The sequence below is a fragment of the Microbacterium sp. NPDC056052 genome (genome assembly GCF_042266785.1).
In the GTDB taxonomy this organism is placed as follows: Bacteria; Actinomycetota; Actinomycetes; order Actinomycetales; family Microbacteriaceae; genus Microbacterium.
In genome coordinates this window covers 86,137-107,821 of record NZ_JBHJWV010000009.1, presented here as the reverse complement: position 1 = coordinate 107,821, position 21,685 = coordinate 86,137, and the positions used below count along the sequence as shown (strand labels likewise).

Below are 21,685 nucleotides of genomic sequence, written 5' to 3'. Positions count from 1 at the left end.
ACGGCTCCTGTCTTCGGGTGGCGACCGATCAGGCCGTCGCTTCGACCCTAGACGGGACCGCCGACATCACCGGATCGTGGCGCGGAAGACCACGACCGGACTCAGCGCCACCACGTGTCGTCGGGTGTGACCGGCTGACGGCGCTTGTGCGACGTGGCGAGATAGCGCGCTGCGATGCGCTCGGCCACGCTCGCCTCGACCTGGCGCCCCTCCAGGAAGTCGTCGATCTGCTCGTAGGTGAGGCCGAGCTCGTCCTCGTCGGCGCGTCCCGGCGTGCCGTCGAGGAGGTCCGCCGTGGGCACCTTGTAGGCCAGACGGTCCGGCGCACCGAGCTCCAGCAGCAGCGAGCGCCCCTGCCGCTTGGTGAGGCCCGCGAGCGGCGTGAGGTCCGCGGCCCCGTCGCCGAACTTCGTGAAGAACCCGGTCACCGCTTCGGCCGCGTGATCGGTGCCGATCACGAGCATGCCGCGCTGACCGGCGATCGCGTACTGCGTGACCATCCGCAGACGCGCCTTGATGTTGCCGCGGTGGAAGTCGGCGACGTCCTCCAGGCCCGCGGCCTCGAGGTCGTTCTCGAGGCCGTCGACGCCGTGCTCGATGTTGACCTCGACGCCCTCGTCGGCGGCGATGAACGCCATCGCCGCGGACGCGTCGTCGGCGTCGTGCTGCACCCGATACGGCAGGCGCACGGCGATGAACGTCGCCTCGCCGCCGGCGGCGCGCACCTTCTCGACGGCGAGCTGCGCGAGGCGCCCGGCGAGCGTCGAGTCCTGTCCGCCCGAGATCCCCAGCACGTACCCCTTGGCGCCCGTGCGCCCGAGGTAGTCGACGAGGAAGCCGACCCGGCGGTCGATCTCGGCGACGGGATCGATCTCGGGACGCACTCCGAGATCGGCGGCGATGTCCTGCTGCAGGGTCATGCTTCTCCTTCGGTCGTGGAACCAGTATCCAACGACGACGTTTCGAGCGCATGAACGCCGAGGTCGCCTCGGCGGCGCCTGCGAGGATGGGGGCATGAGACTTCTCGTCGCCGCCCTCGCGTCCGAACTGCAGGCCTTCCCCGAATCGCTGGAGGGCTTCGACCGGCTCGTGACGGGCCCCGGCAAGCTCAAGGCCGCCTACGGCCTCACCCGCGCGCTCGACGCGGCCGCGTACGAGGAGATCGTCGTCGTCGGCACGGCAGGCGGGGTGGATCCGGAGCTCCCGGGCGGCGTCTACGAGATCACGGCCGCGATCCAGCACGACGTGCAGGATCTGGACGGCGTGATCGGACAGCACGTCTCGCTCCCGCCGCGCGTCGCGACAGGCCGCGACGGCCTTGTGATCGCGACGGGCGACAGCTTCGTCGACGACGTCGCGGTGGTCGAGCGGATCCGCGGCCTCGGCGGGGTGCTGGTCGACATGGAGACCTACGCCTACGTCTGGGTCGCCGACCAGTTCGACGTGCCGATCCGCGTGCTGCGCGCGATCTCCGACACAGCTCAGGACGGCGCCACCACCGTGTGGGACGAGACCGTCGCCGCCTGCAGCGTGCAGCTCCGCGACCGCATCCGCGCCGAGTACGGGGTCTGAGCGCGTGCCGCGATGTCGGAGCCGTGACGTTCGGAGAGTGACCCGTGGACATTTCAGTTAACGCTCGCTAATCTGAATCACGAGTCCCATCGTCGCCCGATGGCCTACCCGATGGAGGGTTCCGTGCCGCAGTCATCCGCGCCGAGCGCGCCAGCGCCGACCTACCGGGAGCTCGTCGACGAGCTGCGCGTGCGCCGCGCCGACGCCGCGCTGGGGGGACCCGAGAAGTCCCGCATCCGCCACACCGAGCGCGGCAAGCTCCTCGCCAGGGACAGGGTGGACCACCTGCTCGACGTCGGCAGCCCGTTCCTCGAGGTCGCCCCTCTCGCGGGCTACGGGCTGTACGGCGGTGACGCCCCCTCGGGCGGCGTGGTCGCGGGGATCGGGCTCGTCCATGGGCGGCATGTCATGGTCGTCGCGAACGACGCCACGGTCAAGGGCGGCACCTACTACCCGATCACGGTCAAGAAGCACCTGCGTGCGCAGGAGATCGCCGCGGAGAACCGGCTGCCCTGCATCTACCTCGTCGACTCGGGCGGCGCGTTCCTCCCGATGCAGGACGAGGTGTTCCCCGACCGCGACCACTTCGGCCGCATCTTCTACAACCAGGCCAGGATGTCGCGCGACGGCATCCCGCAGATCGCGGCGGTCATGGGTTCGAGCACGGCCGGCGGCGCCTACGTCCCGGCGATGAGCGACGAGACGGTGATCGTGCGCAACCAGGGCACGATCTTCCTCGGCGGTCCTCCGCTCGTGAAGGCGGCGACCGGCGAGGTCGTCACCGCGGAGGACCTCGGCGGTGGCGAGGTGCACACCCGGGTCTCTGGTGTCGCCGACCACCTCGCCGAGAACGACGAGCACGCGCTGCAGATCGTCCGGGACATCGTGGCGACGCTGCCGCCCTCCCCAGACCTCGCGGATCCGGCCGCCGCGGTCGAGGATCCCCCGGCCGTCGACCTGCTCGACGTGGTCCCGGTCGAGCTGACGGCGCCGTACGACGCGCGCGAGATCATCCGCGGCATCGTCGACGCCGGCGCTTTCACCGAGTTCAAGCCCGAGTACGGCACCACCCTGGTGACCGCTTTCGCGCACATCCACGGGCACCGCGTCGGGATCATCGCGAACAACGGCGTGCTCTTCGGGGAGTCGGCGCTCAAGGGAGCGCATTTCATCCAGCTCTGCGAGCAGCGCCGCACGCCGTTGCTGTTCCTGCAGAACATCACCGGCTTCATGGTCGGTCGCGAGTACGAGGCGAGCGGCATCGCGAAGCACGGCGCGAAGATGGTGAACGCCGTCGCGACCACGTCGGTGCCCAAGCTCACGGTCGTCGTGGGCGGATCCTTCGGCGCCGGCACGTACTCGATGTGCGGGCGGGCGTACTCGCCACGGTTCCTCTGGCTCTGGCCCGGCGCCCGCGTTTCGGTGATGGGCGGGCCGCAGGCCGCGTCGGTGCTGTCGACCGTGCGCCGCGATCAGATCGAGGCCGCGGGCGGATCCTGGTCGGCCGGGGAGGAGGCCGAGTTCCAGGCGCCGATCCGCGCCTCCTACGACGAGCAGGGCAGCCCGTACTACTCGACCGCCCGACTGTGGGACGACGGGATCATCGAGCCCGGTCAGACCCGCGATGTGCTGGGCCTCGCGCTCGACGTCGTGATGCGGGCCCCCTCGACCGACCAGCCGGGCTACGGCGTCTTCCGGATGTGAGTGAGATGCGTCATACCGAGCCTGTCGAGATGCGCCGCACTGAGCCTGTCGAAGTGTTCGACACCGTCCTCATCGCCAACCGCGGCGAGATCGCCTGCCGCGTCATCGCGACGCTGCGCCGTCTCGGGATCCGCTCGGTCGCCGTCTACAGCGACGCCGACGCCGCATCCCGGCACGTCGCCCTCGCCGACGTCGCCGTGCGGCTCGGCCCCGCGCCCGCGGCGCAGAGCTACTTGAACATCGACGCCGTGCTGGACGCCGCCAAGGCGACCGGCGCGCAGGCGATCCACCCCGGCTACGGCTTCCTCGCCGAGAACGCCGCCTTCGCACAGGCGTGCGCCGATGCCGGGATCGTGTTCATCGGGCCGACCGCGGCCGCGATCCGCACGATGGGCGACAAGATCACGGCCAAGCTCGCCGTCGCCGAGCGCGACGTGCCCACGGTGCCGGGGATCGCCCGCGCCGGCCTCAGCGACGCGGAGCTCATCGCCGCGGCGCCGGGCATCGGCTATCCCCTGCTCATCAAGCCCTCCGCGGGCGGCGGCGGCAAGGGCATGCACGTGGTCGAGGACGAGGCGCACCTCGCCGACGCGATCGCCGCGGCGCGGCGCGAGGCCGCCGCGAGCTTCGGCGACGACGCACTGTTCCTGGAGCGCTACCTCACGACCCCGCGGCACATCGAGGTGCAGATCCTCGCGGACGCGCACGGCCACGTGGTGCACCTCGGCGAGCGCGAGTGCTCGCTGCAGCGCCGGCACCAGAAGGTCATCGAGGAGGCTCCGTCGCCGCTGCTCGACGCGGCCACGCGCGCCGCGATCGGCGCGGCGGCCTGCGAGACCGCCCGGAGCGTCGACTACCGCGGCGCGGGCACCGTCGAGTTCATCGTCGAGGCCGCGGGACCCGCTTCTGAGACCGGTGGTGTCGAGTTCTTCTTCATGGAGATGAACACCCGCCTGCAGGTGGAGCACCCCGTGACCGAGCAGGTCACAGGGCTCGACCTCGTGGAGCAGCAGGTGCTGATCGCGGCGGGCGCGCCCCTCGGATTCGCGCAGGACGACGTCGTGCTGCGCGGCCACAGCATCGAGGCGCGCGTGTACGCCGAGGATCCCGGCTCCGGCTTCCTGCCGACGGGCGGGCGCGTGCAGCGCGTGATCCACCCTGAGGGCGAGGGGATCAGGGTCGACACGGCGATCGCCGACGGCCTGGACGTCTCGATCGACTACGACCCCATGCTCGCGAAGATCATCGCGCACGGCGCGGATCGCGACGAGGCCCGTCGACGTCTGGTGCAGGCGCTCGATGAGACTGCGGTGTTCGGCTTCCCGACGAACGTGGAGTTCGTGCGGGCGCTGCTCGAGCTTCCGGAGGTGGTCGCGGGCGACCTCGACACCGACCTCATCGCCCGCCGCTTCGACGACCTCGCGTTCGCGGAGGCCGACGAGCGCGTGTTCGCGGAGGCCGCGCTGCTGCTGGATGCCGCTCGCGACGCCGAGTCGGAGACCGTGTCGAGCCTGTGGAGCCGCCGCGACGGCTGGCGCCTCGGAGCCCCCGCCCCGCGCCGCTATGCGCTGGTCTGCGGTGAGCGCCGCGCCGCCGTGCTCGTGACCGGATCCGGATCCGCCCTGTCGGTCGCTATCGACGGGTCCGCTCCTGTCGCGGCGGCACGCCGCGGCGAGGAGGCCTCGGGGCACACGCTCACGATCGACGGCGTCACCCGCACGATCGCGGCGTTCGCGACCGGGTCCGAGCGGGTCGCCCTCGCGCACAGGGGTGCGGTCTTCGAGGTCGCCCTGGACCGCATCTCGCACGCCGCGGGACGCACCGCGGAGACCCGACCCCATCTGGACTCCCCCATGCCGGGGACCGTCGTGCTCGTGCACGCGACCGACGGCGCCAGGGTCGAGGAGGGCGATCCCGTCCTCGTCGTCGAGGCGATGAAGATGGAGCACGTGCTGCGCGCGGGCGCCGCCGGAACCGTGTCGCTGCACGCGGCGCAGGGGGACACCGTCGCGCGCGGCCAGACCCTGGCGACGATCACGCCCGACGCCGTCGACGCGGAATCAGATCAGCCGGCGGCCGACGCGCCGGGCGAACCACAGGAGACGACGTGAGCGAGAAGCGCATCGAGCAGCGGGGGCTCTACTTCGAGGAGTTCGAGGAGGGCGCGGTGTATCTGCACCGCCCGGGGCGCACGGTCACCGAGGCCGACAACGTGCTGTTCACGACCCTGACCATGAACACCCAGGCCCTGCACCTGGATGCAGCCTGGAGCGCCGGCACCGAATTCGGAGAGCGCCTGGTGAACAGCATGTTCACCCTGTCCACGCTTGTCGGCCTCTCGGTCGCCCAGCTCACAATGGGGACGATCGTGGCGAACCTCGGCTTCTCCGACGTCTCCTTCCCCGCCCCCGTGCGGATCGGCGACACCCTCTACGCCGAGACGCTGATCGTGTCGAAGCGACTCTCGTCGTCACGCCAGGGGCAGGGCATCGTGCAGTTCGCGCACACCGGGCGCAACCAGGACGGCACCGTGGTCGCCCTCGCCACCCGGTCGACGCTCATGCAGTGCCTTCCCGCCGAGGAGTCCCGATGAGCACCGGCATCGTCGGCCCCGCGCTGCTGTTCTGCCCCGCGGATCGCGACGACCGGTACGGCAAGGCCCTCGCCGCCGCCGACTCGGTGATCGTCGACCTCGAGGACGCGGTCGCGCCGGGCGACAAGCCCGCCGCCCGCGCGAAGGTCGCCGCCTCCGCCCTGGATCCGCAGCGCACGATCGTGCGGGTGAACCCGGCGAGCACTCCGGACCACGCGCTCGACCTCGACGCCCTCGCAGGCACGGCGTACCGCACCGTGATGCTGGCCAAGGCCGAGTCCGCCGCCGACCTCGACGCCCTGCACGCCGCAGGCCTGCACGCGCTCGCGCTGTGCGAGACCGCGCGCGGCGTCGTCCAGGCCGAGGAGATCGCCGCGCATCCCGCGGTCATCGGGCTGATGTGGGGCGCGGAGGACCTGATCGCGAGCATGGCGGGCCGATCGAGCCGGTTCACCGCGGGCGCCCATGCGGGCCGCTACCGCGACGTCGCGCGCCATGCGCGCTCCCGCGTGCTGCTGGCGGCGAAGGCCTTCGGGAAGGCCGCGATCGACTCCGTGCACCTCGACATCGCGGATGTCGAGGGCCTCCGCGCCGAAGTGCTCGATGCGGCGGCGAGCGGTTTCGACGCGACGGCCTGCATCCACCCGAGCCAGGTCGCGGCGATCCGCGAGGGATACGCCGCGACGCCGGACGAGCGGGACTGGGCCGAGCGGGTGCTCGCCGAGGCCGAGCACCGCCCCGGCGTGTTCCGGTTCGAGGGTCGCATGGTCGACGAGCCCGTGCTCCGCCAGGCCAGGGCGATCCTGGGGCGATAGTCCCGAGCGATCGCCCTGGGAAGACGGCGAGGCCCCTACGCCCAGATCGCCGTGTCGGGGTCGATGCCGTGCGCGCGGGCGCTCGCATCGACGAGCGCGTGGAACCACCCCGCCAGCCCCGGACGGACGCCGTCGTAGTGCGCAGAGAAATCCGGATCCGTCGCGTACATCCGGGCCAGGCAGACCTGCATCGACCGGCTCAGCGGGAAGTAGGCCGCGAACACCTCGCGGTGGCGCTCGACGAGTCGCTCCGCCAGCGGGTCGCCGGGATGCACGCCGTCGTCGAACGCCGCGCCGAGGGTCTGCTCGAACGCCGTCGTCGCCTCGACGATCGCGTGCCACTCCGCGGGACCGCGCTCGGCCGAGCGCTCGGCGTACTGCGCCCACTGAGCCGTCGCGCCCCAGCGTTCCCGCGCGCCCTCGCCCCAGGACGGGTCCCACTCGGGCCCGAACACCGCGACCTGTTGCTCGGCGGTCAGCAGGACGCCGCGTTCGTGGGCGGCGATCATCCGGCCCAGTCTCGTGTCGAGCTGTTCGAGCCGTGCGATGCGCTCCCGGATCCGGTCCTGCTGTCTGCGCAGTTCCGACGGCGCGGCCGCGGCCGGGTCGTCCAGGAGCGTGCGGATACCCTCCAGCCCCACGCCGAGTTCGCGATAGAGAACGATGCGCTGGAGCCGCTCGACGTCGCGGCCCGTATACAGGCGGTATCCGCCCGCCGACCGGAGCGACGGGCGGGCGAGGGAGATCTCGTCCCAGTGGTGCAGCGTGCGCACGGTCACGCCGAGGAGATCCGCGACGCGACCCACGGTCTGCCCCTCGGCGTCACGGATGCCCTCGGAGTCGCGGGCGCGGAGGTCAGGCATCCCCGTCATCGTCCCCGCCATCGGCGCCGTCGGGAGGGACGATGCCCATCGAAGCCAGGTTCTGCGCCTCCGCACTCGCAGGCACGTGGGCCTTCGCCGCGGTGAACACCACCCGCACGTTCTCCGGGGTGACCACGTCGACATCGCGGGTGTTCCAGAAGGTGTCGGTCGGCCCCTGCACCGCGTCCGGGGCGAGTGCGCGGCAGGTCGCCGCGATCGGCTCGATCTGCGACAGCACGCAGGCGAAGCTGACGGTCATCGCCGGCACCGGGCCTTGCATCTCGTCGGCGCGCACGAGCAGCACGTCCTGGAACGCCCAGCGCCGCAGGTGCACGAGGCGTCCCGGAACGCGGAACAGCTCGAAGAAGTCCAGGCCTCCGGTCCAGAACGCCACGGACGCGTCCAGGTCCGTCGTCGGGATCGTGACGAAAGCAGGCATGCCGTAGATGCCCCGGTACGGTTCGGGCGGTACGGCGTTCGGGCCGGGCACGGGCACAGGGCTGATCTCGAAGGCGTTGTAGTAGTCGTCGTTCATGAGGCCAGCCTCGACCCTCCCGCCGCGTCAAGGTCAAGTCCGGTTCAGCCGATCAGCACGCGCCGCGCGGCGCCGGAGAGTATTCCGCGCTCATCGGCGGAGGCGAGCTTCTCGGTGCCGTGCGCCGTGGAGTTCAGCAGTCCGAACACCGCGTGCATCGCCACCTGGAGGTCGGCCGGCGCAATCTCGGGGCGCAGACGGCCGACGACCTCGGCCCACAGATCCAGATACTGCCGCTGGAGCTTGCGCACCTGGCGATGGGGACCCTTCGGGAGCGTGCCCAGCTCGCGGTCCTGCACGCGGATGATGTCGCGGTGCGCGAGCGCGAAGGTGAGGTGGAAGTCGATGAGATCGTCCAGCACATCCAGATCCGAGGAATGCGGTGCGGCGATGATCTCGGATCCGCCCTGCAGCAGAAACTCACTGGTGCCGATCAGGATCTCCTCGAGCATCGCGTCCTTGCTCGGGAAGTGTCGGTACAGAGCGGGCCCGCTGACCCCGACCGCAGTGCCGAGCTCGCCGATCGAGACGGCGTGGAACCCGCGATCTGCGAAGAGCCGGGCGGCGGCGTCGAGGAAGAGCTGCCTCGTCCGTGCCTTCCCCTGCGCCCTCGCGGTGGTCATCCCGCAAGGATAGCGATCCTGGACAGTCGAGTGAACGCGCGCTAACATCTATTTCAGTTACCGATCGTTCACTGAGGAGCTGATCTGCGTGTCCGAGACGATCCCATCCGAACTCCCCGAGGAATACCGCGAGCTGTCCGCGACGGTCCGCGACTTCGCGGAGCAGGTGGTCGCCCCGGTCTCGGCCCAGCACGACCGCGAGCACAGCTTCCCCTACGAGGTCGTGGCGGGCATGGCCGAGCTGGGCCTGTTCGGCCTGCCGTTCCCCGAGGAGTACGGCGGCATGGGCGGCGACTACTTCGCACTCTGCCTCGCCCTGGAGGAGCTCGCGAAGGTCGATCAGAGCGTCGCCATCACACTCGAGGCCGGCGTCTCGCTCGGCGCCATGCCGATCTTCCGGTTCGGCACCGAGGAGCAGAAGCAGCGCTGGCTGCCCTCCCTCGCCGCGGGCACGCGGCTCGGAGGGTTCGGCCTCACCGAACCCGACGCGGGCAGCGACGCCGGCCGCACCCGGACCACCGCGCGGCGGGACGGCGACGAGTGGGTGATCAACGGCTCGAAGCAGTTCATCACGAACTCCGGCACCGACATCACCGCCTTCGTGACCGTCACGGCGGTCACGGGCGAGACCGAGCGGGGCAAGGAGATCTCGACGATCATCGTGCCGTCCGGGACACCGGGCTTCACGGTCGCCCCGCCCTATGACAAGGTCGGCTGGAACGCGTCGGACACCCACGGACTGTCCTTCGACGACGTGCGCGTGCCGGAGGAGAACCTCCTCGGCGAGCGCGGGCGCGGCTACGCGAACTTCCTGCGGATCCTGGACGAGGGGCGCATCGCGATCGCGGCCCTCGCGGTCGGCGCGGCGCAGGGCTGCGTCGACGACGCGGTCCGCTACGCGAAGGAGCGCCAGGCGTTCGGCACGCACATCGGCGGGCATCAGGCCATCGCCTTCAAGATCGCCCGGATGGAGGCCCGCGCGCAGGTCGCCCGCCGCGCCTACTACCACGCGGCCGCGCTCATGCTCGCGGGCAAGCCCTTCAAGCAGGAGGCGGCGATCGCCAAGCTCACCGCGAGCGATGCCGCGATGGACAACGCACGGGATGCCACGCAGGTGTTCGGCGGCAACGGCTTCATGAACGAGTACCGCGTCGCCCGGCACTACCGCGACTCCAAGATCCTCGAGGTCGGCGAGGGCACGACCGAGGTGCAGCTCATGCTGATCGCGCGCAGCCTCGGACTGTGATCCGGCATCGCTGAGCGAGCGCGCCTTCCCCGGGGCCGTTGAGCGCGGACGCGCAGCGACCGAGACGAAACGCGGCACCCCGCGGATCACCGCGTTTCGTCTCGCTCCTCGCTACGCTCGGTGCCCGCGCAACGACCCAATAGTCCAAGATCTGCCCGAAATCGGGCAGATCTTTGTCATTCACGGGCGCGGATCCGCATACTCGACTCATGACCGACGATGACCTGATCCAGCGGATCGCGACGTCGACCGGTCTGCCGGCCAGCGTCGCCGCGCGGGTCGTCGACGATGTGCTCGCCTGGTACGACGAGCCCGTCGAAGCCTTCGTGCGTCGCCGTCACGCCGAGCTCCAGCTCTACGGCACCCGCAACGCGGAGGCCTTCGCGCTCATCGCCGCGGAACTGCACGACCGCCGCGTCGCGGCCCCGGAGCTCTCCGAGCGGCAGCTGCGCCGCATCGTGTACGGCTGAGCCCGGCCCCACCCTTCCTTCACCGTCCGTCCACCTACTCTTCTCAGGAGCCCCACCATGTGCGGAATCGTCGGATACATCGGCCACCAGGCCGCCGCCCCCGTCCTCGTCGAAGGCCTCACGCGCCTCGAGTACCGCGGCTACGACTCGGCCGGCATCGCCGTGCTCGGGACCAAGGGCACGGCCTCGATCCGGCGGGTCGGCCGGGTGCGCGAGCTCGAGGCCGCGCTCCCGAAGCGGCTCACCGGCACGGTCGGGATCGGCCACACGCGCTGGGCGACGCACGGTCCCGCCCTCGAGCAGAACGCGCACCCCCAGCGCAGCCAGGACGGCCGGATCAGCGTGGTGCACAACGGCATCATCGACAACGCCGCGACGCTGCGCGCCCAGCTCGCGCAGTCCGGCGTCGAGCTCCGCAGCGACACCGACACCGAGGTCGTCGCCCATCTCATCGCCCAGTCGGACGCGGAGACCCTCGAGGAGGCCGTGCTCACGGCCCTCGCCCGGATCACCGGCACCTACGCCCTCGCGGTGCTGGACGAGCGGCACCCCGAGCGGATCGTCCTGGCCCGCAGCGGATCCCCGCTGATCATCGGCATCGGCGACAAGGAGATGCTCGTGGCGAGCGACGTCGCCGCGCTCGTGCGGCACACCGATCGGGTCGTGCACCTGAACGACGGCGAGCTCGCCACCGTGACCGCGACCGGATTCCGGACTTTCGACCGGGGCAACAGCCCGACCAGCTCGGAGCCGGTCGAGATCAGCGTCGCGGCAGAGGATCTCGAGCTCAGCGGCTATCAGCACTACATGCTCAAGGAGATCCACGAGCAGCCCGACGCTGCGGCGATGGTCCTGCGCGGCCGGCTCGACGAGCGGTTCGCCACCGCCCGCCTGGACGGGCTCGGGCTGGATCCGCGCGAGCTCCGCAGCTTCCGCCGGATCAAGATCCTCGGCTGCGGGTCCGCCTACTACGTGGGCCAGCTCGGCGCCCAGCTCATCGAGGACCTGGCGCGCATCCCCGCCGACGCGGAGGCCGCGTCCGAGTTCCGGTACCGCCAGCCCATCATCGAGTCGGACACGCTCTACGTCGCGGTGAGCCAGAGCGGCGAGACCGCCGACACCGCCTTCGCGGTCGAGGAGATCAAGCGCAAGGGCGGCCGGGTGATCGGCGTCGTCAACGTCGTGGGCTCGACCATCGCCCGCACGGTCGACGGCGGGATCTACCTGCACGCGGGTCCCGAGATCTCCGTCGCCTCGACCAAGGCGCTCACGAACATGGCACTCTCCTTCGCCCTGCTCGCGCTGCATCTCGGGCGCCTGCACGACCTGTCCCACGCGGACGGCCAGCGGATCCTCCGCGGTCTGCAGCGCATCCCCGAGCAGATCCGGGAGGTCCTGGAGAACACCGATCCGATCGCGGCCGTCGCCGAGGACATCGCGAAGGCGCAGAGCGCGTTCTACATCGGGCGGGTGCGCGGGTTCCCGGTCGCCCGCGAGGGTGCGCAGAAGCTCAAGGAGATCAGCTACATCCACGCGGAGGCCTACCAGACGAGCGAGCTCAAGCACGGCCCCCTCGCCCTGATCGACCCGCACATGCCGACGGTCGCCGTGATCCCGGAGGACGAGCTGACCGACCGCAACCTCGCCGCGGCCGAGCAGGTCCTCGCGCGCAAGGGTCCGCTGATCGCCATCACGCACGCCGGGGTGGATCTCGCGCACCTCGACGCGCGGACGATCGTCGTCCCGAAGAACGAGCCCGAGCTGGATCCGATCCTGCTCACCATCCCGACCCAGCTGCTCGCGTACCAGGCGGCCGTCCTGCTCGGCCACGACGTGGACAAGCCCCGCAACCTCGCGAAGTCCGTCACCGTGGAGTGACCGGCACGCGCGCCGGACAGGCCCGGCGGAGGGAGAATGGCAGCATGAGCAGCACTCATCTCTCCGACGGCGTGTCCACCGGGCGGGACGCGGTCATCGTCGCGGCTCGTCGCACCGCTGTCGGCATCGGCAAGCCGGAGCGCGGGGTCTTCAGCGGCGTGCACCCCGTCGACCTGTCCACGCATCCGATCCGGGCCGTGCTGGCCGATACGGACGTGGATCCGGATCTCATCGACGACGTCCTGTGGGGCTGCGTCTCGCAGGTCGGCGAGCAGTCCTTCAACGTGGGCCGCAACGCCGCTCTCGCCGCGGGGCTGCCCGAGCATGTGCCGGGGATGACGATCGACCGCCAGTGCGGCTCGTCGCAGCAGGCGATCCAGAGCGCCGCGGCCGCGATCATCGCGGGTTACGCCGACATCGTGGTGGCGGGCGGGGTCGAGGTCATGTCCCGCGTGCCGATGTTCTCCAGTGTCGGGGATCAGGATCCCTACGGCCCGCTCATGCACGAGCGCTTCCCGGATCTGGGCAATCAGGGGGTGGGCGCGGAGCTCATCGCGCGGAAGTGGGGTCTCACCCGCACCCGGCTGGACGAGTTCTCGGTGCGCTCGCACCAGCGGGCCGCGGCGGCGAGCGCCTCCGGCCTGTTCGCGGACGAGATCGTCCCCGTCGCCACGGCCGCAGGCGTCGTCACGACGGATCAGGGCATCCGCGCGGACTCCACGGTCGAGCGCCTGGCGACCCTTCCGACGCCGTTCCTCGAGAACGGCGTGGTGACCGCCGGCAGCGCATCGCAGATCTCCGACGGCGCGGCGGCCGTGCTGATGATGACGAGCGCCAGGGCGGCGGAGCTCGGGCTCGCCCCGATCGCGCGTGTGCACAGTGCGGCGGTCGTCGGGTCGGATCCGATCCTCATGCTCACCGGGCCGATCCCGGCCACGGCGAAGGTGCTCGCCCGCGCCGGCCTCGGCATCGCCGACATCGGCGCCTTCGAGGTCAACGAGGCGTTCGCCCCTGTCGTGCTCGCCTGGCTCGCCGAGACCGGCGCCGACCCCGAGCTCGTCAACCCGCGTGGAGGGGCGATCGCCCTCGGGCACCCGCTCGGCGGTTCCGGCGCACGCCTGGCCACGACCCTGCTGCACCACATGCGGCAGAACGGGATCCGCTACGGCCTGCAGACGATGTGCGAGGGCGGCGGCATGGCCAACGCCACGGTGTACGAGCTGCTCTGAGCGCGCGCGAGGCGCCGTTCAGACGTCGATCACGCTCGGGCCGTCGGGCGTCGCGCGCACGGTGATCTGGGCCGGGATCTGCTCCTGCATCGCCTCGACGTGGCTGATGACTCCGACGGTGCGGCCGCCCGCGCGCAGCTCGTCGAGCGTGCGCATGGCGACGTCGAGCGTCTCTCCGTCCAGGGATCCGAAGCCCTCGTCGATGAAGAGGGTGTCGAGCTGGATGCCGCCGGCACGGGCCGTGACGACCTCGGCGAGTCCGAGCGCGAGCGCGAGCGAACCGAGGAAGGTCTCGCCGCCGGAGAGCGACTGGGCAGGCCGGGTCTGCCCGGTGAACGCGTCGAAGACGACGATGCCGAGACCGGAGGCGGCTCCCCGCGCCGCCCTGGCGTCGCTGTGCTGCAGCTGGTAGCGCCCCGACGACATGTCCGAGAGACGCAGGTTCGCGGCGGCGACGATCTCCTCGAGCTCCGCAGCGAGCACGAAGGTCTCGAGGTTCATCCGGTAGGCGTTCGCTCCGCGCCCGGCGACGGCGTCCGCCAGCTGCTGCAGGATCTCATGCTCCTCGGCCGCGGCGGCGCCGCGCGCCTGCTCGGCCGCCGCGGACTCGAGGAGGGAGCCGAGCTGAGCGGCGGTCACGCCCGCGCGGCTGGCCTCGTCGACGGCCGTCGTCCACGACGTGCGGGCATCGGCTTCGACGGCCTCGTGCGGTGCGAGGTCGATCGGCTCGTCGGGGAGGGTGCGCAGCTCGAGATCGAGCAGGATCGCGCGTTCCTTCGTGCGTTCGGCGGCGTGCGCGGCGATCCGTTCGTCGAGCACGGCCTGGTCGGCGGGGCTGCGGAGGGCCGTTCCGGCGGCCGCGGCATCGTCGAAGGGGGACGCGGCCAGGGCCTCGTGCTGCTCGGCGCGCGCGGCGGAGGCCGCCTCGGCGCGGGCATCGCGTTCCTCGAGTGCGGCGGCGAGGTCCTGTGCGGCGGTGATCCGCGCGCCCGCGTCGGCCACGCGCGCGGCCACCGTGGCGAAGGCGCCGCGCGCCTGCGCCACGGACTCCTGGGCGGACGCGAGCGTCTGCCGGGCGAGAGCCAGACGCTCGCTCGCCTCGGCGTGACGCGCGGACAGTCCCGCGAGCTCGGCCTCGAGCCCGTCGGATGTCGCCCGCCGCTCGGCGAGACGCTGTTCGGCATCCGCGGCGGCCGTCCGCGCCGCGACCGCGGCGTCCCGTTCCGCGCTGCTGCCGGTGAGCTCGGCTTCCGCGGCCTCCGCCGTCCGGCCATCGGCGCGGGCCGTCGCGGCGGCGAGCGCGGCGTCCACCGCGGCCAGGGCGTTCGTGGCGAGGCGCACCTGCTCCGCGGAGCGCTCCCGCGCCTCGGTGGCCTCCGCCACGTCCTCCGCCGAGACCGGATCCGCATGCGCGGCCGGAGCGGGGTGCTCCCTGGATCCGCAGACACTGCAGGCGTCGCCCGGGATCAGCGCCGCGGCGAGTTCGCCGGCCATCCCGGCCTCGCGGCGGCGACGGAGGTCCGCGGCGTGCGCGAATGCGGCGGCGGCCGCCTGCTCGCGGTCGGCGACCGTGCGCTCGGCTGCACCTCGCTCTTCGGTCCGCGCCGCCGTGTCTCTCGCCCCGGCGAGTCGCGACGCGGCGTGGGTGACGGCGGTCTCGAGGTCGGCGACGCGATCGGCCCGACGGCGCAGGTCGTCGCGCTCGGCGGTCAGCGCCTCGATCGCGGCGGGCAGGGCGGCACGTTCCTGTTCCCGGGCGGCACGATCCGCAGCCGTGGCGTCCACCTCGTTCTGCGCGGCGGTCACCGCCGTCTCATATGCGGCGAGCTGCGCCTCGGCCGCCGCCGCCTGCTGCCAGGCGCCGCTGGACCGGGTGAGATCGGATGCCCACACCCGCAGCGCCTGTGCGGAGGTCCCCTCCGGAGCGTCGTCTTCGTCCGAGACGCGCCCCCGCCATATCTCTTCGGCGGCGACGACCGCGATGGCGGCGGCGGACGCTGCGGCCTCCGCGCGCTCCGCGGAGCTCAGCACGTGGCGGAGGGCCTCTGCGGCCCTGGCGTCGCCGAGCGTCCGGCGATCGGCGGCGATCCGGTCGGCGGCGGCGTCGAGAGCGGCGAGCGCGGAACGGGCGCGATCCCGCTCGGCCTGCGCCTGCCGCTCCTCACGCGCTGCCGCGAGTGCCGCGCTCGCGGCGCGGTGCGCGGCGTCGGCCTGGTCCCGTTCCTGACCGCGCTGCTCCTGACGGTAGTCGGCGCGCGCCTGGGCCCGGCGCAGCGCGTCGAGCCGTCCGTCGAGGGATGGGGCCGGCTCGTCGGACGCCGGCGACTCGGCATCCTCCCTGCCCGGATCGGCGCCGTGCAGGGTGTTCTCGGCGACGAGTTTCTCGGCCTGCTCGACGCGCGCGATCACGGCCGCTCTGCCTGCGCCCAGTGCCTGCTCCGACGCCCGGCGCCGCTCGTCGAAGCGCGCCTGATAGTCCTCGAACCGCCCTGTGTCGAAGAGCCGGCGCAGCAGTGACTGCCGCTCGCGGCTGTCGGCGAGCAGGAACCGCGCGAAGCGCCCCTGCGCGAGCAGGATCACCTGCAGGAACTGCTGCAGGTTGAGCTGCAGGATCTCGTCCAGCGCGTGCGCGACATCGACCTCGCGGGCGGCGCGGCCGATCCACTGCCCGCCGGCGAACTCCTCCAGCGCCACCGACGACGCCTGCTTCGTCAGCCCGCCGCCGCGCTTCGCGGGGCGCTGGTACTCGGGTGACCGCGTCACGCGGTATCGCCCGGAGACGGTGCTGAACTCGATCACGACCTCGGTGGGATCCGCCAGCTCGCAGTGGTCGCTGCGCAGGCGCTTCTCCCCACCCTCGTAACGGGGAACGTTGCCGTAGAGCCCGAAGCACACGGCGTCGAGGATGCTGGATTTGCCCGCACCGGTGCGCCCGCCGATGAGGAAGACGCCGTCGTCGGCGAACGCGTCGAAGTCGATCGTCTGCCGTTTCAGGAACGGGCCGAAGCCCTCGATCTCGAGTCGATGCAGACGCACTAAACCAGCGCCTCCGCCAGGGCGCGGTCGTCGAGCACCTCGCGGATCAGCTCCTGCTCGCGCGGCGTCGCCCCGGCCCCGTTCCGCACGTGGGCGAGGAAGGCGTCGATGCGCTCCTCGTCCGTCGCGGCTGTGCGCAGGCGCTCGCTGTACGAGCGCTCCTCGACCGAAGCCGACCGCAGCGGCTCGTGCTGCACAAGCGCGCAGAACAGGTACTTCTCGCGCAGACGGCGCATGGGCTCTGTCTGCGGGAGGTCGTCAGTGTAGACCGCGCACACCCAGTCGTCGACGTGCGCGGACACGTTCTCGGCCGAGAGGATCTCGTCGAAGGATCCGGTCAGCGTCACGAGCCGGCGCGGCACCGGGAGCTCCAGCCACTGCGCATCGACCGCGCCGTCCGCGGAGAGGTCGACGAGCCAGGACCCCCGGGGCTTGTGCTGCTCGCCGAAGCTGTAGTGCAGCGGCGCACCGGCGTACCGCACCCGCTCCGTGAGCGCCTGGCGACCGTGGATGTGCCCGAGCGCCACGTAGTCGGCGCCTTCGAACACGGACACCGGCACCATGTCGATGCCCCCCTGCCGAATCTCGCGCTCGAGACCCGCCGTCGCGTCGACACCGGCCGCGAAGCAGTGCGCGATCACGACGGAGCGGCCGGGGTGCTCGGCCATCCCTGCGCGCACGAGTCCCATCGCATGCGAGAGAGTCTGCGCCTGCGTGCGCAGCGGGCGCCCGCCGGTGGCACCGGCGTCCGTGAGCGTCTGAAAGGCGGCGTACTGCCGGACGATCGCGGGCTCGAGGTACGGGATCCCGAAGAACCGCACCGGCCCGTCGGCATCGTCGATCGTGATCGGCTCGCCGATCGTGCGCGGATCCGTCACGACGTGGATCCCGTCGCGCAGCAGCCGCGCCTGGAAGCCCAGCCGGGCCGCGGAGTCATGGTTGCCGCTGGTCACGATCACCCTGGCGCCCGTGGCGTGCAGGGCGACGAGCGTGTCGGTGAGCAGCGTGTACGCCGGAGCCGCGGGGGTCGCGGAGTCGAACACGTCGCCCGCGACGACGACGACGTCGACGTCGTTCTCCCGCACCTGCACGACCAGCGCGGCGAGCACCTCGGCGAGGGCTTCCAGGGTGGAGTGCCCGTGGAAGGTCCGGCCGATGTGCCAGTCCGAGGTGTGCAGGATCTTCATGCCCACCACGCTACGGACGGGGTCCGACATTCCTCCGAGGCGTGCCGCAAGGGCGTCAGGCGAGCGCGACCAGGTGCCCGTCACCCACGTCGCGCAGCACAGGGCGCGGGGCGGAACGATCGTCCCAGTCCCGCGCGATCCGCATGCCGCGTCGGCGGCCGCGGTGGCGCGGGTCGGCGATCGGCACGGCGGCGAGCAGCTCCTGGGTGTACGGGTGCCGGGGGTCGCCGAAGATCTGGTCCCTGCTGCCCTGCTCGACGATCGCGCCGCGGTACATGATGGCGACGCGCGTGCACATGTGCTCGACGATGCTCAGGTCGTGCGAGATGAAGAGGAACGAGGTGCGCTGCTGATCGCGCAGGTCGCAGAGCAGGTTCACGATCTGCCCCTGCACCGACACGTCCAGCGCCGAGACCGGCTCGTCGGCCACCACGAACTCGGGGTTCAGCGCCATGGCGCGCGCGATCACGATCCGCTGCCGCTGTCCGCCGGAGAACTCGTGCGGATAGCGGTCCAGTGCATCCGCCTCCATGCCGCAGCGCGCAAGCACCTCGACGACCCGGTCGCGCTCGTCGTCCTTGCCGGCGATGCCGTGCGCGCGCATCGGCTCGCCGATCGCGGTGGCGATCGACAGTCGCGGATTCAGCGCGCTGAACGGATCCTGGAACACGTACTGCATGCGCGGCCGCAGCCGGCGCATCTCGGGCCGGCGCAGGGCGAGGATCTCCTGCCCGCGGAATCGCACGGAACCGCTCGTCGGCTCGTGCATGCGCAGGATCGACTGCCCGAACGTGGTCTTGCCACTGCCGGACTCGCCGACCAGACCCACCATCTCCCCCTCGGAGATCGTCAGGCTCATGCCGTCCACGGCCTTCACCGTGTCGCCGGTCGCTCGACGGCCGCCCCCGCGGGAGCGGAAGTGCTTGACGATGTCGGTCGCCTCGACGAGTGGCGTCCCCGGATCCGGGGCCGCCGCGGCCTGGGCGCGAACGGTTCCCGCGTCGCTCATGCGCCCGCCTCCGTGCTCGATCCGCCGGCGCCCTGCGCCGAGCCCCTGATCGCCGTCCCCGCCGCGATCCGGCGCACCTCGTCGGAAATGGTGGGCAGCCGGTCCAGCCGTTGCCCTGGCCGCGGGCGCGCCTTCAGCAGCGCCTCGGTGTAGGGGTGCTGCGGGTTCTCGAACAGCGAGAACACGTCGCCGCGCTCCACGATCCTCCCGCCGTACATGACCAGCACCTCGTCGGCGACCTCCGCGATCACGCCGAGGTCGTGCGTGATGAACAGCAGCGCCATCCCGGTCTCGTCGCGCAGATCCAGCAGCAGATCCAGGATCTGCGCCTGGATCGTCACGTCGAGCGCCGTCGTGGGCTCGTCCGCGATGAGCAGCCGGGGCCGGCAGCACAGGGCGACCGCGATCATCGCGCGCTGCAGCATCCCACCGCTCAGCTCGTGCGGGTACGAGCGCATCACGCGCTCCTCGTTCGGCAGCCCGACCCGGCGCAGCCAGTCCACGGACCGCGCATAGGCCTCGGCCCGGTCGACCGACTCGTGCGCACGGATGGTCTCGATGAGCTGGCGACCGATCGTGAACACCGGATTGAGCGACCGCATCGGCTCCTGGAAGATCATGCCGACCTCGTCGCCGCGGATCCGCTGCAGCGCGGTGCGCCTCATCCGCAACACGTCGGATCCGTCGAACAGCACAGACCCGGAGGAGATATCCCCCGGCTCGTCGACGAGCTTCAGCATCGACAGCGCGGTGAGGCTCTTGCCCGACCCGGACTCGCCGACGATGCCGAGCACCTCGCCGCGGCGGATCTCGAACGACACCTCGTCGACGACCGTGCGATGCCCGTCCGGCGAGGGGAAGCGCACCGAGAGGCTCTGCACGCGCACGAGCGTCTCGGCGGAGGCGGTCGCAGGGTTCACGGAGTCCATGGCGCTCACTTCCGCATCCGGGGGTCGAAGACGTCGCGCAGCCGGTCGCCGAGCACGTTGATCGCGGCGATCGTGATGAGCAGGGCGACGCCCGGCGGCACCCACAGCCACCAGTGCTGCTGGAAGTCGATGAGGTTGTTCGCGGCGCTGATCATGTTGCCCCACGAGGCGTTGGGCGGCACCACGCCGAGTCCGAGGAAGCTCAGCGCGGACTCGCTGAGGATGCCGGACGCGGTCGAGAGCGTCGCCACCACGATGAGCAGCGGCATCACGTTCGGCAGCAGGTGCCGGAACTGCCGTGACGCCGCGCTGAGTCCGAGCACCTCGGCGGCGCGCATGTACGGCGCCTCGCGCAGCGACAGCACCTGCCCGCGGATGAGCCGGGCCAACGACGGCCAGCCGATCAGCGAGAGCAGGAGCATCACCACGTAGATGCGCGAGTCCGGCGTGACCTTCAGTTCGCTGAGCACCGCAGCGAGCACGATCAGCAACGGCAGCCCGGGGATCGACATGAGCAGGTCAGCGGCGCGCATGATCACGGTGTCCACGACGCCGCCGTAGTAGCCCGCGACGATGCCGAGGATCGCGCCGAGGATCAGCGACAGCACCATCGACGCGACGCCGATCGTGAGCGAGATGCGCCCGGCGAGCATGAGCCGGGTGAGCACGTCGCGTCCGTAGGCGTCGGTGCCGAGCCCGTGATCCATCGTGGGAACGTGGTTCGCGATGCGCAGGTTGATCTCGTCGCCGGTGTAGCCGGTCAGCAGGGGCCCCAGGAAGCTGAACAACAGCATGAACACGAGCATCGCGATGCTGATGCTCGCCGCGGGGATCCGGATCAGCCGCCCGAACGACTCGGCCCACAGCGAGCGGCGCCGACCCTGCCGGCGCGGCAGCGGGGCTTCGCCCGCCGGCGGTCCCAGGTCGGGGTCGAGCGCGCCCTGGACGATCAGCTCTCCTCCGCCGCTCATGCGCCCCTCCTCGCGTCGACGAGCCGGACTCTCGGATCCGCGACCGCGTACAGGATGTCGGCGAGGAAGCTGCCGAGCACGGTGAGGAAGGCGAGCAGCATCGTGACGGCCATGAGCACGGCGTAGTCCCGGGTTTGCACCGATTCGATCTGCAGGCGCCCGACGCCCGGCCAGTTGAAGATCGTCTCGGTGATGATCGCCCCGGCGAACAGACCCGGCAGCTCGAACGCGAGCAGTGTGATCGCCGGCAACAGTGCGTTGCGCAGGGCATGGGAGAACACGACGGCCCTCTCGGGCAGGCCCTTCGCGCGGGCGGTGCGGATGAAGTCGGCCCGCAGCACCTCCAGCATGCCGGTGCGGAAGTAGCGGGTGAGGGACCCGGCGCCGAGGAAGGTGAGCACCGCGACCGGCAGCACCATGTGCCGGGCGACCTCGAGCACCTGCGCGAACCCTGTGGACGAGCTGGCGGTGTCGAGCATGCCGCCGGTGGGCAGCCAGTGCAGATCGACGGCGAACACCTTGATCAGCAGCAGGCCGATGAAGAAGGAGGGGACCGAGAGCGAGGCGAACAGGCCGACGGTGACGAGCTTGTCGAACCAGGAGTACTGCCTCGTGGCGGCGAGCACGCCGCCGACCAGCGCGATCGTCCAGGTGAGCACGAGGGCGACCACCGCGATGAGGAACGAGTTCGCGATGAGCGGGCCGAGCAGCTCGGTCACCGGGCGGTTGTAGACGAGCGAGTAGCCGAACTCGCCGCGCAGCATGTTGCCGAGCCAGATGACGTAGCGCAGCAGCAGCGGCTGGTCCAGGCCGGCGAGGTGGCGCAACTCGTCGCGGCGCTGCGGTGTGAGGGTGCGCTGGGAGCTGTAGTAGTCGCCCGGCATGAGGGCGAACAGCAGGAAGACGAGGATGGAGACGCCGAACAGCAGCAGCGCCATCAGGCCGAGTCTCTTCAGGATGTAGCGAGTCATGTGTCCGTGGGTGGCGTCCGTGGGTGTGGCGGAACGCGTTCCAGCGCCGACGGA

At 71.4% G+C, this 21,685-nt stretch carries 19 protein-coding genes; 9 read left to right on the top strand and 10 right to left on the bottom strand.

All coding sequences use genetic code 11. The annotated features are described in order from the left end of the window. Positions 1 to 101 precede the first annotated feature (101 nt). A complete protein-coding gene (gene nadE / locus ACFC1J_RS16900) occupies positions 102 to 920 on the bottom strand; it encodes an ammonia-dependent NAD(+) synthetase (RefSeq protein WP_375908669.1) in 819 nt (272 codons plus the stop codon). 94 nt (positions 921 to 1,014) lie between these two features. On the opposite strand from nadE, the gene ACFC1J_RS16895 reads away from it, so the two are divergent. The 5 genes from ACFC1J_RS16895 (at position 1,015) to ACFC1J_RS16875 (ending at position 6,684) form a co-directional block, all read left to right on the top strand. Next, positions 1,015 to 1,572, top strand: coding sequence for a nucleoside phosphorylase (locus tag ACFC1J_RS16895; protein ID WP_375908666.1), 558 nt, complete (start codon positions 1,015 to 1,017; stop codon positions 1,570 to 1,572). A 111-nt stretch (positions 1,573 to 1,683) separates the two neighbouring features. Further along, positions 1,684 to 3,276: a carboxyl transferase domain-containing protein gene (locus tag ACFC1J_RS16890; RefSeq protein WP_375908876.1), complete on the top strand. Its 1,593-nt coding sequence runs from the start codon at positions 1,684 to 1,686 to the stop codon at positions 3,274 to 3,276. 29 nt (positions 3,277 to 3,305) lie between these two features. Beyond that, on the top strand, positions 3,306 to 5,387 hold the full coding sequence (locus ACFC1J_RS16885; protein ID WP_375908663.1) for a biotin carboxylase N-terminal domain-containing protein: 2,082 nt from the start codon (positions 3,306 to 3,308) through the stop codon (positions 5,385 to 5,387). Then, positions 5,384 to 5,869: a MaoC family dehydratase gene (locus tag ACFC1J_RS16880; protein ID WP_375908660.1), complete on the top strand. Its 486-nt coding sequence runs from the start codon at positions 5,384 to 5,386 to the stop codon at positions 5,867 to 5,869. Before ACFC1J_RS16885 ends, ACFC1J_RS16880 begins: the two co-directional genes overlap by 4 nt. Further along, a complete protein-coding gene (locus ACFC1J_RS16875; protein ID WP_375908657.1) occupies positions 5,866 to 6,684 on the top strand; it encodes an HpcH/HpaI aldolase/citrate lyase family protein in 819 nt (272 codons plus the stop codon). The genes ACFC1J_RS16880 and ACFC1J_RS16875 overlap by 4 nt, the downstream gene beginning before the upstream one ends. A gap of 35 nt (positions 6,685 to 6,719) precedes the next feature. Here ACFC1J_RS16875 and ACFC1J_RS16870 read toward each other — a convergent pair whose 3' ends face one another. From ACFC1J_RS16870 to ACFC1J_RS16860, 3 genes are read right to left on the bottom strand one after another with little or no spacing between them, the layout of a single operon-like run. Next, positions 6,720 to 7,547, bottom strand: coding sequence for a MerR family transcriptional regulator (locus tag ACFC1J_RS16870; RefSeq protein WP_375908654.1), 828 nt, complete (start codon positions 7,545 to 7,547; stop codon positions 6,720 to 6,722). After that, positions 7,540 to 8,082 (bottom strand): VOC family protein, encoded by a 543-nt coding sequence (locus ACFC1J_RS16865; RefSeq protein WP_375908651.1) that lies wholly within the window; start codon positions 8,080 to 8,082, stop codon positions 7,540 to 7,542. Before ACFC1J_RS16865 ends, ACFC1J_RS16870 begins: the two co-directional genes overlap by 8 nt. A gap of 44 nt (positions 8,083 to 8,126) precedes the next feature. Further along, complete coding sequence (locus tag ACFC1J_RS16860) at positions 8,127 to 8,705, bottom strand: TetR/AcrR family transcriptional regulator (RefSeq protein WP_375908648.1); 579 nt, start codon at positions 8,703 to 8,705, stop codon at positions 8,127 to 8,129. An 88-nt stretch (positions 8,706 to 8,793) separates the two neighbouring features. On the opposite strand from ACFC1J_RS16860, the gene ACFC1J_RS16855 reads away from it, so the two are divergent. From ACFC1J_RS16855 to ACFC1J_RS16840, 4 genes are all read left to right on the top strand, one after another. Beyond that, entirely contained in the window at positions 8,794 to 9,951 is a 1,158-nt protein-coding gene (locus ACFC1J_RS16855) for an acyl-CoA dehydrogenase family protein (RefSeq protein WP_375908645.1), read from the top strand. Positions 9,952 to 10,160: 209 nt separating this feature from the next. Beyond that, positions 10,161 to 10,421, top strand: a complete 261-nt coding sequence (locus ACFC1J_RS16850) for a hypothetical protein (RefSeq protein ID WP_375908642.1) — start codon at positions 10,161 to 10,163, stop codon at positions 10,419 to 10,421. A gap of 57 nt (positions 10,422 to 10,478) precedes the next feature. Further along, the gene (gene glmS / locus ACFC1J_RS16845) at positions 10,479 to 12,299 is read left to right on the top strand and encodes a glutamine--fructose-6-phosphate transaminase (isomerizing) (protein WP_375908639.1); all 1,821 of its coding nucleotides are present in this window, start codon (positions 10,479 to 10,481) and stop codon (positions 12,297 to 12,299) included. Positions 12,300 to 12,343: 44 nt separating this feature from the next. Then, positions 12,344 to 13,528, top strand: coding sequence for a thiolase family protein (locus ACFC1J_RS16840; protein WP_375908636.1), 1,185 nt, complete (start codon positions 12,344 to 12,346; stop codon positions 13,526 to 13,528). Positions 13,529 to 13,546: 18 nt separating this feature from the next. Here the strand turns inward: ACFC1J_RS16840 and ACFC1J_RS16835 are convergent, their stop codons facing one another. Genes ACFC1J_RS16835 through ACFC1J_RS16810 form a run of 6 tightly spaced genes read right to left on the bottom strand, consistent with a single transcriptional unit; the run spans position 13,547 to position 21,631 of the window. Continuing rightward, on the bottom strand, positions 13,547 to 16,564 hold the full coding sequence (locus tag ACFC1J_RS16835; protein WP_375908633.1) for an AAA family ATPase: 3,018 nt from the start codon (positions 16,562 to 16,564) through the stop codon (positions 13,547 to 13,549). Next, complete coding sequence (locus ACFC1J_RS16830) at positions 16,564 to 17,751, bottom strand: exonuclease SbcCD subunit D (protein ID WP_375908630.1); 1,188 nt, start codon at positions 17,749 to 17,751, stop codon at positions 16,564 to 16,566. The genes ACFC1J_RS16835 and ACFC1J_RS16830 overlap by 1 nt, the downstream gene beginning before the upstream one ends. Before the next feature lie 55 nt (positions 17,752 to 17,806). Beyond that, complete coding sequence (locus ACFC1J_RS16825; protein WP_375908628.1) at positions 17,807 to 18,760, bottom strand: ABC transporter ATP-binding protein; 954 nt, start codon at positions 18,758 to 18,760, stop codon at positions 17,807 to 17,809. Next, positions 18,757 to 19,689 carry an ABC transporter ATP-binding protein gene (locus ACFC1J_RS16820; protein ID WP_375908873.1) on the bottom strand — a complete coding sequence of 311 codons (933 nt, stop codon included), beginning with the start codon at positions 19,687 to 19,689 and terminating at the stop codon, positions 18,757 to 18,759. The genes ACFC1J_RS16825 and ACFC1J_RS16820 overlap by 4 nt, the downstream gene beginning before the upstream one ends. A 5-nt stretch (positions 19,690 to 19,694) precedes the next feature. Next, complete coding sequence (locus ACFC1J_RS16815; protein ID WP_375908625.1) at positions 19,695 to 20,660, bottom strand: ABC transporter permease; 966 nt, start codon at positions 20,658 to 20,660, stop codon at positions 19,695 to 19,697. Next, entirely contained in the window at positions 20,657 to 21,631 is a 975-nt protein-coding gene (locus ACFC1J_RS16810) for an ABC transporter permease (protein WP_375908622.1), read from the bottom strand. The genes ACFC1J_RS16815 and ACFC1J_RS16810 overlap by 4 nt, the downstream gene beginning before the upstream one ends. Positions 21,632 to 21,685: the final 54 nt, after the last annotated feature.

What these genes read in the sequence shown, in the direction of transcription:
- ACFC1J_RS16885 (WP_375908663.1), top strand. Translation starts at nt 3,306, where the DNA reads ATGCGCCGCACTGAGCCTGTCGAAGTGTTCGACACCGTCCTCATCGCC.
- ACFC1J_RS16870 (WP_375908654.1), bottom strand. Translation starts at nt 7,547, where the DNA reads ATGCCTGACCTCCGCGCCCGCGACTCCGAGGGCATCCGTGACGCCGAG.
- ACFC1J_RS16810 (WP_375908622.1), bottom strand. Translation starts at nt 21,631, where the DNA reads ATGACTCGCTACATCCTGAAGAGACTCGGCCTGATGGCGCTGCTGCTG.
- ACFC1J_RS16850 (WP_375908642.1), top strand. Translation starts at nt 10,161, where the DNA reads ATGACCGACGATGACCTGATCCAGCGGATCGCGACGTCGACCGGTCTG.
- ACFC1J_RS16860 (WP_375908648.1), bottom strand. Translation starts at nt 8,705, where the DNA reads ATGACCACCGCGAGGGCGCAGGGGAAGGCACGGACGAGGCAGCTCTTC.
- ACFC1J_RS16875 (WP_375908657.1), top strand. Translation starts at nt 5,866, where the DNA reads ATGAGCACCGGCATCGTCGGCCCCGCGCTGCTGTTCTGCCCCGCGGAT.
- ACFC1J_RS16865 (WP_375908651.1), bottom strand. Translation starts at nt 8,082, where the DNA reads ATGAACGACGACTACTACAACGCCTTCGAGATCAGCCCTGTGCCCGTG.
- glmS (WP_375908639.1), top strand. Translation starts at nt 10,479, where the DNA reads ATGTGCGGAATCGTCGGATACATCGGCCACCAGGCCGCCGCCCCCGTC.
- ACFC1J_RS16840 (WP_375908636.1), top strand. Translation starts at nt 12,344, where the DNA reads ATGAGCAGCACTCATCTCTCCGACGGCGTGTCCACCGGGCGGGACGCG.
- ACFC1J_RS16890 (WP_375908876.1), top strand. Translation starts at nt 1,684, where the DNA reads ATGGAGGGTTCCGTGCCGCAGTCATCCGCGCCGAGCGCGCCAGCGCCG.
- ACFC1J_RS16830 (WP_375908630.1), bottom strand. Translation starts at nt 17,751, where the DNA reads ATGAAGATCCTGCACACCTCGGACTGGCACATCGGCCGGACCTTCCAC.
- ACFC1J_RS16820 (WP_375908873.1), bottom strand. Translation starts at nt 19,689, where the DNA reads ATGGACTCCGTGAACCCTGCGACCGCCTCCGCCGAGACGCTCGTGCGC.
- ACFC1J_RS16815 (WP_375908625.1), bottom strand. Translation starts at nt 20,660, where the DNA reads ATGAGCGGCGGAGGAGAGCTGATCGTCCAGGGCGCGCTCGACCCCGAC.
- ACFC1J_RS16825 (WP_375908628.1), bottom strand. Translation starts at nt 18,760, where the DNA reads ATGAGCGACGCGGGAACCGTTCGCGCCCAGGCCGCGGCGGCCCCGGAT.
- nadE (WP_375908669.1), bottom strand. Translation starts at nt 920, where the DNA reads ATGACCCTGCAGCAGGACATCGCCGCCGATCTCGGAGTGCGTCCCGAG.
- ACFC1J_RS16895 (WP_375908666.1), top strand. Translation starts at nt 1,015, where the DNA reads ATGAGACTTCTCGTCGCCGCCCTCGCGTCCGAACTGCAGGCCTTCCCC.